Raw genomic sequence first — 14115 nt, forward strand, 5'->3', positions numbered from 1 at the left:
GTCAGGGGCGGGTCAGCGTGGCGCTGACGTTGAGAACAACGCGCCAGACACGGCGCGCAATCCCTTAAAGTCCCGTTTACTACGCACGGTCCGGAATCTCCTCGGCGAACGCGCCGCCGTGCGGCTCGGCCCGGCCCCGAGGATCGGCGTGGATGATCACGTCGGCCGAGGGAAACGCTTCGAGCAGGCGTTTCTCCGCCGCGACGATCGCCTCATGCACCGCTTCCAGGCTCAGGTCGGCGTCGAGGTCGACATGCATCTGCATATGGATGATCGGTCCGGCGGCGCGGGTGCGCAGCTGGTGAACGTCGGTCAGGCGCGGATCATGGGTCACCAGCTCGACGATCCGCGCGCGCTCCTCGTTCGGCAATTCTCGGTCCATGAGCTGAGCCGACGCCTCGCGGAACACCCCCACGGCCCCCCACAGCAGCAAGGCGGCGACAACGAAGGCGGCCACCGCGTCCAGACGCCCCTGGCCCAGCCAAGCCGCGGCCGCGATGCCCAGCAGGGCGACGACGTTCGAGGCGAGGTCGGACATGTAGTGGGCTCGGTCGCCCGAGATCGCCACGGAGCCGGTGCGCTTCAGCACCTGCGTCTGGGCGTAGATCAGGCCGGCGGTGAGCGCGGTGGAGGCGAGCATCGCGGCGATCGCCCAGCCCCCTGACTCCAAGGGTTGCGGATCCAGGGCGTGACGCACCGCCTCCTGGCCGATCAAGGCCGCCGAGGCGAACACCAGGCCCGCCTGTACGAGGCTTGCGAAGGCTTCGGCCTTGCCGTGGCCAAAGCGGTGCTCGGCATCCGGAGGGGCGGCGGCGTAGCGCACGGCGAAAAAGGTGATCAGCGAGGCCAGCAGGTCCAACCCTGAGTCCGCCAGGGACGCGAGCAGGGCGATCGAGCCGCTGGCCATCCACGCTGCGGACTTCATCGCCACCAGCGCCAGCGCCACGCTCACGGAGAGCAGGGTGACCCGTCGGGTCAAGGCGAAGGTCTCGCCTGGACTGAGCCTGGGCGTGGCGGAGGTCATCGGCTCTAATTACCCAAGCGGGGGCCTCGACCCCAGCGCAAATGACTCGCAGCCGGCGGCGCATTGACCGGGCCTATCGCATCCCGTATATCCGCGCCTCCGAATTTCACCGTCCGGCGAGGCCCGGGCGCGAACCTGTTTGAGAGCTGAAAATGGCCAATACGCCCGGCGCCAAGAAGGCCGTCCGCAAGATCGCCCGCCGCACTGAGATCAACAAGGCGCGCCGTTCGCGCCTGCGCACCTTCCTGCGCCGCTTCGAAGAAGCCGTCACGGCCGGCGACAAGCCCACCGCGACCACGGCTTTCGTCGAGGCTCAGTCCGAGCTGATGCGCGCCGTCAGCAAGGGCGTCGTGCACAAGAACACCGGTTCGCGGAAGGTCTCGCGCCTCGCAGCCCGCCTGAAGAAACTCGCCGCCGCCTGAGGCGCGCTGGCGCCCCGCAAGGGCGTCTTTCCCTGCTTGTCAATTATAGCTGCCGCGACCCCTTTTCAGGGGTCGCGAAATCGTGCCCGGTGCCTGGGAGGGTGCGACTAATGCGACCAAAATACTCAGCGCCCGGAAGGTGATTTTGAGTTTCCCCTGACGGTTGAAGGGCTGCCGGTGAGTCAACGAAAATATCGCGAAAAGCCGCGAAGAATCCCCGTTGACCCCCCAAGGCCCCCGACTAGTCTGCCGGCTCTTAGAGCGTATTCAATCTGAACTCGGATCAAAAACCGGGCGCTGGCGGGCCACTCCATGACCGCCGGACGGGAATTGTTGTGCTCTGGAAAAGGTCGACAGCAGCGTGGGGTTGCGGGTCGTCCGGTGGGTTGGTGAGGTGGCGGACATGACTAGCGGGGGCTATGTGGGCGCGGTGACTGACACCCAGGCGGGGCTGGTCTGGGATAAAACTTGCCTGGCGCTCAAGCGCGAGCTGGGCGATGCGACCTTCGGGTCGTGGCTGGGCCAGGCGGCGCTGCGCGAGCATGCAGGCGAAGTGTGCCTGGTCGCCGCCACCGGCGTGGCCCGCGACTGGATCCGTCGCCATGCCTGGCGGCGCATCGGCGAGCTGTGGGCGCAGAACGATCCCCTCGGCCGCCGTCTGGACCTGAAGTCCAAGATGGAGTTCGACACCGTCTCCGCCGCCGACACGCAGGCCGTCCCGGTGGCCGCGACGCCGGCCCTGCGCGTGGTCGACGCCGAGCCTGCGGCGCCTGCGCCGGAGACTGCGCGCCAAGCCCGCCAGCAGGGACTGCAGGAGCGCTTCAGCTTCGACACCTTCGTCGCCGGCCCGGCCAACGAGTTCGCCTTCGCGGTCGCCCGCCGGGTCGCCACCTGGGCCGACGGCCACTTCAACCCGGTGGTGTTCCACGGGCCTTACGGCTTCGGCAAGACCCACCTGCTGAACGCCATGGCCTGGGAGGCCATGCGCAACGCGCCGGACAAGCGGGTGGTCTATCTGACAGCCGAACGCTTCACCTCGACCTTCGTGCGCGCCATCCAGGACAAGCAGACCGCGGCGTTCAAGGCCGATCTGCGCAACGCCGACCTGCTGCTGATCGACGATGTGCACTTCGTCGCCGGCAAACCCTCCACTCAGGAGGAGCTGTTTCACACCTTGATCGCCCTGGTCGAGGATGGCCGCCGGGTGGTGATGACCGCCGACCGCGCACCGACCGACCTGTCGGAGCTCGAGCCGCGCCTGCGTTCGCACCTGCAGGCGGGTCTGGTCTGCGGCATCGAGCCGGCCGATTACAACCTTCGCCTCGGCATCCTGGAGCGCAAGCTGGCGACGCTGGCCCAGCAGGGCAAGTTCCTGCCGTCCGCCCGGCCCGAAGTGCTGCAGTTCCTCGCCGAACGCTTCACCGACTCCGTACGCGAACTCGAGGGCGCGCTGAACACCCTGGTCGCCCGGGTCGGCGGGGACCTCGCCCGTCTGACGCTCGACGAGGCGCAGGCCATCCTGCGTCCGCACTTCGCCTGCGGTGAAAAGCGGGTGACCGTCGACCAGATCCAGAAGGCGGTGGCCGAGCATTATGGCCTGCAGCAATCGGACATGACGTCTGAGCGCCGCGCCCGCGCGGTCGCCCGTCCGCGTCAGGCGGCAATGTGGATCGCCAAACAGATCACCACCCGCTCGCTGCCCGACATCGGCCGTCGCTTCGGCGGCAGGGACCACACGACGGTTTTGCATGCGGTGCGCCGCATCGAGGCCTTGAAGGTGGATGACCCGACCTTGGCCCGCGACCTCGACGTTCTGCTGCGGAAACTGCGCGGCTGACCTAACTCGCCCCTAGACGTCCACCTCGGCGTCCAGGGCGAATTCCTGGATGAATTCGCGGCGCGGCTCGACCAGGTCGCCCATCAGGCGGGTGAACATGTCGTCGGCGTCGTCCGCGTGGGTCACCTTGACCTGCAGCAGGGTGCGCGCGCTGGCGTCCAGCGTCGTCTCCCACAACTGGTCGGGGTTCATCTCGCCCAGGCCCTTGTAGCGCTGGACGGTCAGGCCGCGGCGACCGGCCTCCATCACCGCGTTCACCAGGTCGATCGGCCCGCGCACCTGGGTGGACCGGTCGCGCCGGCTGAAGTTGGCTGGGGCCGAGAAGGTCTCGGACATGGCCGCGGTGCGCTCCGCCAGGCGACGCGCGTCGGCGGCGTGCAGCAGCAGGTCGTCCAGGACGATGCGCTCCGACACCCCGCGCTTGATGCGCGAGAACACGAAGCCGCCCAGGTCGCCCTTTTCACCGGTCCAGCCGCCGTCGCCTTCCTCAGCGTAGAGGTCGAGACGCCGGGCCGCGGCGGCGACGTCGGACGCCTCGCCCAGCAAGCCGGCGAGTGCGGCCTGCTCGATGGCGAAGGCTGGAGCCCGCGCGGCCAACCGCTCGACATTGGCCTTGGCCCCGCGCGCAGACTGCACCAGCGCCAGAAGGTCGGCGCCGGCCAGTTGCTCGCCGCTGGCGAGCTGCAGCACCGCCCCGTCGACGCCTTCGCCGATCAGGTAGGCCTCCAAGCCCGCCTCGTCCTTGAGGTACTGGGAGGATTTGCCCTTGGTCGCCTTATAGAGCGGCGGCTGGGCGATATAGAGGTACCCCCGCTCGATCACCTGCGGCATCTGCCGATAGAAGAAGGTCAGCAGCAGGGTGCGGATGTGCGCCCCGTCGACGTCGGCGTCGGTCATCACCACGATCTTGTGGTAGCGGATCTTCTCGATGTCGAAGTCGTCTCGGCCGATGCCGGCGCCCAGCGCGGTGATCAGGGTGCCGATCTGGTCCGACCCCAGCATCTTGTCGAAGCGGGCGCGCTCGACGTTGAGGATCTTGCCCCGCAGGGGCAGCACGGCCTGGTTCTCGCGGTTGCGCGCCTGCTTGGCCGAGCCCCCGGCGGAGTCGCCTTCGACCAGGAAGATCTCGGACTTGGCCGGATCCTTCTCCGAACAGTCGGCGAGCTTGCCGGGCAGCGAGGAGATATCGAGGGCGGTCTTGCGCCGGGTCAGGTCGCGGGCCTTGCGGGCCGCCTCGCGGGCGGCGGCGGCCTCGGCGATCTTCTGGACGATCAGCTTGGCTTCGGTGGGATGCTCCTCGAACCACTGGCCGATGCCTTCGGAGACCAGCCCCTCCACGGCCGGGCGGACCTCGGACGAGACCAGCTTGTCCTTGGTTTGCGACGAGAACTTGGGATCGGGGACCTTGACCGACAGCACGCAGGTCAAGCCCTCGCGGGCGTCTTCGCCGGACAGCGAGACCTTCTCGCGCTTGGTCGCGCCGGAGCTCTCCGCATAGCCGGTGATGATCCGCGTCAGCGCCGAGCGGAACGCCGCCAGGTGGGTGCCGCCGTCCTTCTGCGGGATGTTGTTGGTGAAGCAGAGGACGTTCTCGTGGTAGCCGTCGTTCCACCACAGCGACATGTCGAGCTCGACGTTCTCGCGCTTGCCGCGGATCACGATGGGCGCCTTCAGCAGCGCGGTCTTGGCCTTGTCCAGGTGGCGTACGAACGCCTCGATGCCGCCGTCGTAGTGCAGCAGCTCGACGAACGGCTCGGCCTCGCGGTTGTCCTTCAGCCAGATGGTCACGCCGGAGTTGAGGAACGCGAGCTCCCGCAGCCGGTGCTCCAGCGTTTTGCGATCGTACTCGACCAGTGAGAAGGTCTCGTTGGAGGCCATGAAGGTGACCTCGGTGCCGGACAGGAACTCACCGTTCTCGCGCAGCGGCGCGTCGCCGGTGACCACCAGGGGCGAGACTGGGTCGCCGCGCCGGAACTCCATCTCGTAGGCCTTGCCGCCCCGGTAGATCTTCAGCTTCAGCCAGTCCGACAGGGCGTTAACCACGGAGACGCCGACGCCGTGCAGGCCGCCGGAGACCTTGTAGGAGTTCTGGTCGAACTTACCGCCGGCATGCAGCTGGGTCATGATGACCTCGGCCGCCGAGACCCCCTCGCCCTCATGGATGTCCGTCGGGATGCCGCGCCCGTCGTCGGTGACCGTCACCGAGCCGTCGGGATTGAGGATCACCTCGACACGTGTCGCCCAGCCCGCCAGGGTTTCGTCGATGGCGTTGTCGACCACCTCATAGACCATGTGGTGCAGGCCAGAGCCGTCGTCGGTGTCGCCGATGTACATGCCCGGGCGCTTGCGCACCGCGTCCAGGCCCTTGAGCACCTTGATCGACTCCGCGCCATACTCGGCCTGGCCGGGGTTCTCGCCGCCGGTTTCGTTGGGGGTTTCGCTGGGGGTCATAGGTTTTCCAAAATCGCATGGCCGGCGGCGTCCACGCGCACGCCTTGAGCCCGGCCCTTGAGGTCTTCGAACAGATGCTCGTCCGTGCCGGTGAGAAAGGCCTGGAGACCGAGCGCGGTGATTTCGTCGAACAGCGCCGCCCGTCTGCGACGGTCCAGATGCGCTGCGACTTCGTCCAACAACAATATAGGGTTCGGGGCTGATTCTGCACGCGAAAGTCGCGCCGCCTGGGCCAAAACCAGGTTTAATATCAGCGCTTTCTGCTCCCCCGTCGAGCATTCGGCCGCCGCACGGTCCTTTTCGGCGTGCCAGACCGCGAGATCGCCCCGATGCGGCCCGGTCAGCGCCCGTCCGGCGGCGGCGTCACGCTCGCGGGCGAGGGCCAATGCGCGGCCCAGTCGCGCTTCGATCTCATCGGTTTCGACGCCGGATGCGGCCATCTGCTCCCACTCGCCGGTGAGGGTCAGGCGCGCCTGGGGGAACGGCCGGTCGCCGCGCCCGGCGATCTCGGCGCTCAGCGCTTCCAGCGCCCGCGCCCGCGACGCCGCCATCAGCGCGCCGGCCCGCGCCAGCCGCGCCTCCAGCGCGTCGAGCCAGACCGGATCGCCCGCGCCGTCGATCAGCAGGCGCATGCGTTCGCGCTGGGCCTTGTCGTAGGCGCCCGCATGAGCGGCGTGCGCCGGCTCTGCGGCGAACACCAGCCGGTCGAAGAACCGCCGCCGCTCGCCCGCGCCCTCCAGGAACAGCCGGTCCTGGGCCGGCGTCAGCCACACCTGGCGCTGGTAGTCGGCGAGCCGGCCGGGCGGCACGGTCTCGCCCTCCAGCCGCACAGTGCGTCGCGCGGAACCGGCCTGCTCGATGCCGGTCCCCAGTCGCACCACCTCTCCATCGGCCTCGATACTGACGGCGACCGCCCAGGCGCGCCCCTGCGCCTCGCCGGGCATCCGCCGGCCGACCTCGGCCAGGCTCGCCCCGCGAAGCCCCCGCCCCGGCGTCAGCAGGCTGACCGCCTCCAGCAGATTGGTCTTCCCCGCCCCGTTCGGCCCCACCAGGAACACCGCGCGCCCGTCCAGCGCGAGCTCGGCGCTGGCGTAGGACCGGAAATCCGTCAGGGTCAGACGTGTGAGAGCCGTGCGCACCGCCCGCTCTTAGCGGGTTTTGGCCAACGGAGCGAAGATCGGCTCGCACCGTCTCTCCGACCCTTTTCCCCAAGGGAGACGGAGCGCGCCTACACTCGCAGCGGCATCAGCACGTAGCGGACGTCGGCGTCGGTGGGGTCGAGGACCAGGGCAGGGTCGTTGGGCCCGCCGAAGCGGAATTCGGCCTGGGGGGCGGAGACCTGATCGGTGACGTCCAGCAGGTAGCGGGCGTTGAACGACAGCTCGAACGGCTCGCCGTCGTAGTCGATCTCCAGCTCCTCGACCGCCTGACCGGCCTCCATGTTGCGCACGGTCAGGACCATGCGCCCGGGCTCCATGGCCATGCGCACCGAGCGCGACTTCTCGGCCGAGATGGTCGCCACCCGGTCGACGGCTTGCGCGAACAGCTTGTTGTCGACCAGCATCACCCGGTTGTTGTCGCGCGGGATCACCCGGCTGTAGTCGGGGAACGAGCCGTCGATGACCTTGGAGGTCAGCGCTGCGCCGTTGAATTCGAAGCGCACCTTCTGGGCGCTGAGTTGCAGGTCGACCTGCTCGCCGGCGTCGTCCAACAGGCGTCGCGCCTCGCCGACCGTCTTGCGCGGCACGATCACGCCCGGCGATCCCACCGCGCCTTCCGGCGCCGGCATCTCGGCCAGGGCGAGGCGGTGGCCGTCGGTGGCGACGGCGCGCAACTTGGCCACGCCGTCCTCGACCACCGTGTGCAGGTAGAGGCCGTTCAGGTAGTAGCGCGTCTCCTCGGTGGAGATGGCGAAGCGGGTCTTGTCCATCAGTCGGATCAGGTCGGCGACGTCGACGCCGATGCGCCCCGACAGCCCGTCCGACGACATCACCGGGAAATCCCCCGACGGCAGCACCGGCAGGTTGAAGCGCGATCGGCCGGCGGCCACCGTCAGGCGCGGGTCCTCGCCGGTGAAGCTGAGCTGAACGTCGGAGCCGTCCGGCAGCTTGCGCACGATCTCGTAGAGCGTGTGGGCCGGCGCGGTGATCTGGCCGGGCTGGTCCACCTGGGCCAACGCCTGGTCGATGATCTCCATGTCCAGGTCGGTGGCGGAGAAGCTCAGGCGGTCGCGGTCCGCCGACAGCAGCACATTGGACAGGATCGGGATGGTGTTCCGCCGCTCGACCGCGCTCTGCACGTGGCCCAGCGCCTTCAGCAGCGCCGCCCGCTCAATCGTCAACTTCATGTGCCGTCCGACCTCATCAAGGCGCGGGCCAAGCTCGGCCGCGACCCCGCATCCCCAAGGGAAAGGGCCTGCGACCTTAGCGGAATCCGGAGCCGGCGAAAGGCCCCAGAAGGGCCCCGGGCGAGGCATTTCGCGGGGTAGTCACGGCCACGGACACGCCGGCCTCAGGAACCTGCTTTTTTCAAGCTGCCGGAGTTGCGAGAGTTCGCCGATTTTGCTCGTGCGGCCCCGAGTTCTTTACGCGCTACCCGTCCGAGCGACGCTTTGAGCGCCTCGTTCATACGCGTCTGCCAACCCGCCCCGGTCGCTTTGTAGGCGTCGACCACTGCAGCATCGACGCGAAGGCTGATGGCGACCTTAGGCTCGACAGACTTCGGTCGGCCGCGCGCCTTAAAGCTTGCCTGGGTCGCTTTGGACATCACCTCGCGCGCGGGCAGAGCCTCGGCGAAGAATGCGTCGTCCAATTCCGGCGCATCGTCCTCGAAAATTACCGGCTCAGCCATCTCGCCGTCTCCTTGTCGCTAGCGGGTCGAAGACTGATCACCCGCGTCACCGAGCCGCGAGGTGTGTAGACTAGCACCCGCAGATCGCCGTCGATCGGCCCGACGGCGACGAAACGATCCTCGCCGTAGTCGAAGCGGCTATCCTGCGCCACGAGGGCTTCGTCGAGATCCATCCCACCCGCTTCCGCCAGAGAAATCCCGTGCTTCGCGATGTTGGCGGCGTCCTTCGCGGCGTCGAACTCGATCACGACTTATCGTATATACAAAGATACATGTTTTTCAAGTCAAAGCCTGTATGATTCATACATGCCACCGGTAACCGTCCGAGCAGCCCGCTCTCCCGCTACGCCCTAAGCCGTGCGGTCCACCGCGCCTCCTGACGCGTCCGTTTCGCCGGCGTCATAGGGGTTGTGCGCCTGGGGCTCGGCGGACGTCTGAGGCCCGGATCCCTTGGCGGCGACGATGACCATGGCCGGGCGCACGACGCGCCCGAACAACTCGTAGCCGGACTGCAACACCTGGATGACGCCGCCGCCGGCGATCTCGGCGGAGGGTTGCTCCATCACCGCCTGGTGCTGGTGGGGGTCGAACTTGGCGCCGGGCGCAGGCTCGACGCGCTTTAGGCCGTTGCGGTCGAATGCGGCCTGCAGTTCCTTGTCGGTCATCTCGACGCCGACGACGAAATTCTTCACCGGCCCGTCGACGGCTTCCGGCGCGGCGGCCAGCGCACGCTGCAAGTTGTCGGCGACGCCCAGCAGGTCGCGGGCGAACTTCTGGATCGCATAGGCGCGGGCGTCGTTGGCCTCACGCTCGGCGCGGCGTTTGGTGTTCTCGGCGTCGGCGGCGTAGCGCAGCACCTGTTCCTTCAGCGCCGCGGCCTCGGCGCGCAGCGCCTCCAGTTCACCCGTCTCGGCGGCGGGCTGGGCTTCTTCGGCGGCGGGGGTGTGATCTTCGGACATCATGTTCCTGGTCTAGCTGTTCATCACCTGGCCAAGCACGCGGGCGGTGTAATCCACCAACGGAATGATCCGGGCGTAGTTCAAACGCGCCGGGCCGATCACGCCGATCGCACCCAGCACGCGCTGATCGCCCGTCATATAGGGGGCCGCGATCACGGCGGAACCCGAAAGCGAAAACAGCCGCGTTTCGGCGCCGATGAATATGCGCACGCCCTCGCCCTCACGCACGCCGTCCAGCAGGTTGATCAGCTGCTCCTTCTGCTCCAGGTCGCCGAACAGCATGCGCACGCGTTCCAGGTCCTCGGCGGCGTGCGGCGCGCCCAGCAGATTGGCGTGGCCGCGCACGATCAGCGCGCGATCCTGGTTGTCGCCGCCGCCCCACGCGGCCAGCCCGTCCTCGACCAGCCGCGCGGCGGTGGCGTCCAGCTCGCGCCTCGCCCGCTCCAGTTCGGCGCCCAGGTCGGTGCGCGCCTCGGCGATGGTGCGGCCGCTGAGCGAGGCGTTGAGGAAGTTGGAGGCTTCGGTAAGCGCTGAGGGCGTGACCCCGGCGGCCAGGCGCACCAGGCGATTCTCCACCGAGCCGTCCTCGAACACCATGATCGCCAGCGCCCGATCGACGCCCAGCGCCACGAACTCCACGTGCTTCACGCCGGCGTCCCGGATCGGCGTCACCACCACGCCTGCGCCGCCGGCCAGGCCCGATAGGATCGAGGACGCTTCGCTCAGCGCATCCTCGAAATTGCCGCCGCGGGCCGCGAGCCTCGCCTCGATCATCCGGCGCTCGTCTTCGCCGACGTCACCCACCTCCAGCAGTCCATCGACGAACAGCCGCAGGCCCGCGTGGGTCGGCAGCCGCCCGGCGCTGACATGCGGCGCGCCCAGCAGGCCGAGCTGCGTCAGGTCCTGCATGGTGTTGCGGATAGAGGCCGGCGACAGGTGGACGCCCGCCTTGGAGAGGGTCCGCGAGCCCACCGGCTCGCCGGTGTCCAGGTAGGACTCGACGATATGCCGGAAGATCTCGCGGGCGCGGGCGTCAAGTTCGGCGAGGGTCGGCCCGGGGGTAAGCAGGCTGCTGGGCACGTGTGGTGATCGCTCCGTGGTCGGCGCGCCCATGGACTGGACCTTCGCGATCTAGGATAAGCGCCGCCTGCCGAGGCGCAAGCGCCCACCCCCCCGCCAAGGAGACCCGCCCATGCGTCCTTCAGAACGCGCCGCCGACGTGCTTCGTGCCGTGACCCTCGAAGTCGGCGTCAACCGCTACGCCGAGGGCTCCTGCCTGGTTAGCTTCGGCCACACCAAGGTGCTGGTCACCGCCAGCCTCGAAGAGGGCGTGCCGCCGTTCCTGCGCGGCCGCGGCCAGGGCTGGGTCACCGCTGAGTACGGCATGTTGCCGCGAGCCACCCACACCCGCGGGCGCCGCGAAGCCGCCCAAGGCAAGCAGTCCGGCCGCACCCAGGAAATCCAGCGGCTGATCGGCCGGTCGCTGCGCGCGGTCACCGACCTGAAGGCGCTGGGCGAGCGGCAAATCTCGGTGGACTGCGACGTGATCCAGGCCGACGGCGGCACCCGTACAGCCGCCATCACCGGCGCCTGGGTGGCCGTGCGCCAGGCCACCCGCTACATGCTGGACGAAGGCTTGATCAAGACCGACCCGATCCTCGACCAGGTGGCGGCGGTGTCGTGCGGGGTGTTCGCCGACACGCCGGTTCTGGACCTCGACTACGAGGAGGATTCCAACGCCGAGGCCGACTCCAACTTCGTGCTGACCGGGTCGGGCGCCATTGTCGAGATCCAGGCCACCGGCGAGAAGCGCGGCTTCAGCCAGGCGGAGTTCGAACAGCTCTTCGCCCTGGCCCGCAAAGGCATCGGCGAACTGTGCGTGCTGCAGCGCGCCGCCAGCGGAAGTTGAGGGGCTCAGTCCGGCTCAGCCGTCCACGTCAGCAGGTCGCCGGGAGCGCACTGCAACTCCCGACAGAGCACGTCCAGCGTTGAGAACCGCAAGGCGCGCGCTTCGCCGTCGCGCAGGATCGCCAGGTCCGCGGCGGCGATCCCCACGCGGTCCGCGAGCTCGGCCAGGGACATGCGCCGGGCCAGCAGCAGTTCGTCCAGATGAATGCGCACGGCCACGCTGAAAGCTCCCTCAGATGGTCAGTTCGGCTTCGCGCCGAAGCCTGGCGCCTTCGCGGAACACCTCGGCCAGGACGAACACCACCAGCACCGAAAACCACGCGGTCAGGCTGAAGTCCGGCTCCACCTTGTCGACGCCCGGCAGCAGCCAGGCGCCCAGCGCCCACAGCAGGTAACGGCCAAGCTCAAGCCCCGCCAGGATCAGGCCGATGGTGCGCAGCCGGGTGACGTTGTCTGGATGGAACGGATCGCCGGCCGTCAGAGTCGCGAAAATCCGCCGCAGCCGCCCGACGATCGCCAGCACGCCGCCAATGTACAGCGCCGCGGCCGCAAGCCCCGCCGCCAGCAGCGGCCCGCGGCCAGTCACCTGCGCGCCCGCGCCATCGCTGCCGAGACCCGCCAGCAGGTCCGGGTCAAAGCTCAGCAGCAGGGCGGCGAGGATCAGCAGGCCCACCGCCGCCATGGCGATCCACAGAGCGCCGGACACCACGTCCAGGACGATCTTCAGGACGCTCGACACCGAGCCGGGACCCAAGGCGCGCATGCGTTGCTCCGTCTGACCTGCCGCGCCGCGAGCCTAGCCGATCGCGTGCGCCCAGGCGCGCCTTGCGATGATCGGGCGCACGCCTATGGTCTCGCGCGTCGCTGACAGGAGGATCGACATGGCCCTGAAGCTAGAGCCCGGCGCGCGCCTGGTGGTGGCGACGCACAACCCCGGCAAGGCGGTGGAGCTGGCGCAGATCCTCGAGAACCGCTTCGTCCTTGTGACCGCCGGCGAGCTGGGCCTGGCCGAGCCGGACGAGACCGAGACCACCTTCACCGGCAACGCCCTGCTCAAGGCCCGCGCCGCCGCCCAGGCCAGCGGCCTGATCGCGCTCGCCGACGATTCCGGCCTGTCGGTGGCGGCCCTAGACGGCGCGCCCGGGATCTACTCCGCCCGCTGGGCCGGTCCTGATCGCGACTTCGGCGAGGCCATGCGCAAGGTCGAGTCCCGGCTGGAGGAGGTCGGCGCGGAGGATTTCTCCGCCTGGTTCACCTGCGCGCTCGCGGTCGCCTGGCCGGACGGGCCGATGGTGGCGGTCGAGGGCCGCATCGACGGGACCCTGACCTTCCCGGCGCGGGGCACGCGGGGGTTCGGTTACGATCCGATCTTCACACCGACCGGCGGCGCGCTGACCTTCGGCGAGATGGAGTCGGCGGCGAAGGACGCGATGAGCCATCGTGCGGTCGCCTTCGCCAAGCTCAAGGCCGCCCTGCTGTGACCAACCGGCCGCCGCTGGGCGTCTATGTCCACTGGCCCTATTGCGCGCGGATCTGCCCCTATTGCGACTTCAACGTGTTCCGCGACCGCGGCCGTCGCGACGAACAACTGGCGCTGGTGAAAGCGATCGAGGCTGACCTCACCGCCCAGGCGGCGCTGAGCGGCCCACGGTCGCTGGTCTCGATCTTCTTCGGCGGCGGAACGCCCTCTCTGATGGACCCTGAGTGGGCCGGGCGCCTCATCGCCCTCGCCGCCAAGCTGTGGACGCCCACCGAGGACCTCGAGGTCTCGCTGGAGGCCAATCCCACCGACGCCGAGGCCGACCGATTCGCGGCCTTCGCCGACGCCGGCGTCCGGCGGCTCTCGCTGGGCCTGCAGTCGCTGAACGACGATGCGTTGGGCTTCCTCGGTCGCAATCACGATGCGGCGGCCGGCAGGCGCGCCGCACGCGCCGCGCGCGCAGCCTTCCCGCGACTGTCGCTGGACCTGATCTATGCGCGCCCCGGACAGTCGGTCGACGCCTGGCGTGACGAGCTTCAGGCCGCCCTGGACCTCGGCGCCGAACATCTGTCGCCCTATCAACTGACCATCGAAGACGGCACGCCGTTTGACCGCGCCGTGCGCCGTGGCCGCATCGCCCCGCCCGGCGAAGACGCCGCCACCGACCTTTTCGAGACGACCCAGGGGACCCTGGAGGCCGCCGGCTTCGACGCCTACGAGGTCTCCAACCACGCCAGGGGCGAGGACGCCCGCTCGCGGCACAATCTCGTCTACTGGCGCGGCTGGGATTATGTCGGCGCCGGTCCCGGCGCGCACGGGCGTCTGGCGATCGACGGCGCGCGGCAGGCGACGATCGCGGCGATGAAGCCTGCGGACTACATCGCCCGTGTCGCCCAGCACGGCGTCGGCTTCGCGACACGCGAGACTTTGAACCCGGTCGAAGCGGCGGAGGAACGCCTGCTGCTCGGCCTGCGGATCGACGACGGGGTGGGCTTCGAAGAGGTTTCCGCGCTCGGCCTGCGGCCCTCGTCCCAGCAGGTGCGTGAACTGGTCGATCTGGGCTTGCTGGCGGCCGATCCGCTGCGGCTGCGCGCAACCCGCCAGGGCCGCCTGTTGCTGGATCGGGTCACCGCCGCGCTGATCACCGGCGCTTAAGCCCTCGCGGCGCGCGGGTGGAGGCTTGC

General features: G+C 69.0%; 15 protein-coding genes. 5 read left to right on the forward strand and 10 right to left on the reverse strand.

The window, feature by feature from the left end; all coding sequences use genetic code 11:
• Nucleotides 1–79: 79 nt before the first annotated feature.
• Nucleotides 80–1024: a cation diffusion facilitator family transporter gene (locus Q8R27_RS14020; RefSeq protein ID WP_305699603.1), complete on the reverse strand. Its 945-nt coding sequence runs from the start codon at nt 1022–1024 to the stop codon at nt 80–82.
• A 152-nt stretch (nt 1025–1176) separates the two neighbouring features.
• Here Q8R27_RS14020 and rpsT point away from each other — a divergent pair, with 152 nt between their 5' ends.
• A complete protein-coding gene (gene rpsT / locus Q8R27_RS14025; protein WP_305594831.1) occupies nt 1177–1446 on the forward strand; it encodes a 30S ribosomal protein S20 in 270 nt (89 codons plus the stop codon).
• Nucleotides 1447–1849: 403 nt separating this feature from the next.
• Nucleotides 1850–3283 carry a chromosomal replication initiator protein DnaA gene (gene dnaA / locus Q8R27_RS14030; protein WP_305699604.1) on the forward strand — a complete coding sequence of 478 codons (1434 nt, stop codon included), beginning with the start codon at nt 1850–1852 and terminating at the stop codon, nt 3281–3283.
• 12 nt (nt 3284–3295) lie between these two features.
• Here the strand turns inward: dnaA and gyrB are convergent, their stop codons facing one another.
• From gyrB to hrcA, 7 genes are all read right to left on the reverse strand, one after another.
• Complete coding sequence (gene gyrB, locus Q8R27_RS14035) at nt 3296–5734, reverse strand: DNA topoisomerase (ATP-hydrolyzing) subunit B (protein WP_305699605.1); 2439 nt, start codon at nt 5732–5734, stop codon at nt 3296–3298.
• Nucleotides 5731–6873, reverse strand: a complete 1143-nt coding sequence (gene recF, locus Q8R27_RS14040; RefSeq protein WP_305699606.1) for a DNA replication/repair protein RecF — start codon at nt 6871–6873, stop codon at nt 5731–5733. The genes gyrB and recF overlap by 4 nt, the downstream gene beginning before the upstream one ends.
• A gap of 89 nt (nt 6874–6962) precedes the next feature.
• The gene (gene dnaN / locus Q8R27_RS14045; RefSeq protein ID WP_305699607.1) at nt 6963–8081 is read right to left on the reverse strand and encodes a DNA polymerase III subunit beta; all 1119 of its coding nucleotides are present in this window, start codon (nt 8079–8081) and stop codon (nt 6963–6965) included.
• A gap of 164 nt (nt 8082–8245) precedes the next feature.
• Nucleotides 8246–8584: a BrnA antitoxin family protein gene (locus Q8R27_RS14050; protein WP_305699608.1), complete on the reverse strand. Its 339-nt coding sequence runs from the start codon at nt 8582–8584 to the stop codon at nt 8246–8248.
• Complete coding sequence (locus tag Q8R27_RS14055; RefSeq protein ID WP_305699609.1) at nt 8569–8832, reverse strand: BrnT family toxin; 264 nt, start codon at nt 8830–8832, stop codon at nt 8569–8571. Before Q8R27_RS14055 ends, Q8R27_RS14050 begins: the two co-directional genes overlap by 16 nt.
• Before the next feature lie 102 nt (nt 8833–8934).
• Nucleotides 8935–9543 carry a nucleotide exchange factor GrpE gene (grpE, locus tag Q8R27_RS14060; RefSeq protein WP_305699610.1) on the reverse strand — a complete coding sequence of 203 codons (609 nt, stop codon included), beginning with the start codon at nt 9541–9543 and terminating at the stop codon, nt 8935–8937.
• A 12-nt stretch (nt 9544–9555) separates the two neighbouring features.
• On the reverse strand, nt 9556–10656 hold the full coding sequence (hrcA, locus tag Q8R27_RS14065) for a heat-inducible transcriptional repressor HrcA (protein ID WP_305699611.1): 1101 nt from the start codon (nt 10654–10656) through the stop codon (nt 9556–9558).
• Nucleotides 10657–10735: 79 nt separating this feature from the next.
• Here hrcA and rph point away from each other — a divergent pair, with 79 nt between their 5' ends.
• Nucleotides 10736–11452, forward strand: coding sequence for a ribonuclease PH (gene rph, locus Q8R27_RS14070; protein ID WP_305699612.1), 717 nt, complete (start codon nt 10736–10738; stop codon nt 11450–11452).
• Between the two features lie 5 nt (nt 11453–11457).
• Here rph and Q8R27_RS14075 read toward each other — a convergent pair whose 3' ends face one another.
• Both Q8R27_RS14075 and Q8R27_RS14080 read right to left on the reverse strand, forming a co-directional pair.
• Nucleotides 11458–11670 carry a helix-turn-helix transcriptional regulator gene (locus Q8R27_RS14075; protein WP_305699613.1) on the reverse strand — a complete coding sequence of 71 codons (213 nt, stop codon included), beginning with the start codon at nt 11668–11670 and terminating at the stop codon, nt 11458–11460.
• 13 nt (nt 11671–11683) lie between these two features.
• Nucleotides 11684–12214 (reverse strand): DUF2975 domain-containing protein, encoded by a 531-nt coding sequence (locus Q8R27_RS14080; RefSeq protein ID WP_305699614.1) that lies wholly within the window; start codon nt 12212–12214, stop codon nt 11684–11686.
• A gap of 118 nt (nt 12215–12332) precedes the next feature.
• On the opposite strand from Q8R27_RS14080, the gene rdgB reads away from it, so the two are divergent.
• The gene (gene rdgB, locus Q8R27_RS14085) at nt 12333–12932 is read left to right on the forward strand and encodes an RdgB/HAM1 family non-canonical purine NTP pyrophosphatase (RefSeq protein ID WP_305699615.1); all 600 of its coding nucleotides are present in this window, start codon (nt 12333–12335) and stop codon (nt 12930–12932) included.
• Nucleotides 12929–14086, forward strand: a complete 1158-nt coding sequence (hemW, locus tag Q8R27_RS14090; protein WP_305699616.1) for a radical SAM family heme chaperone HemW — start codon at nt 12929–12931, stop codon at nt 14084–14086. The genes rdgB and hemW overlap by 4 nt, the downstream gene beginning before the upstream one ends.
• The last annotated feature ends 29 nt before the right edge of the window (nt 14087–14115 follow it).

This window comes from Phenylobacterium sp. (assembly GCF_030697305.1).
Classification (GTDB): Bacteria; Pseudomonadota; Alphaproteobacteria; order Caulobacterales; family Caulobacteraceae; genus Phenylobacterium.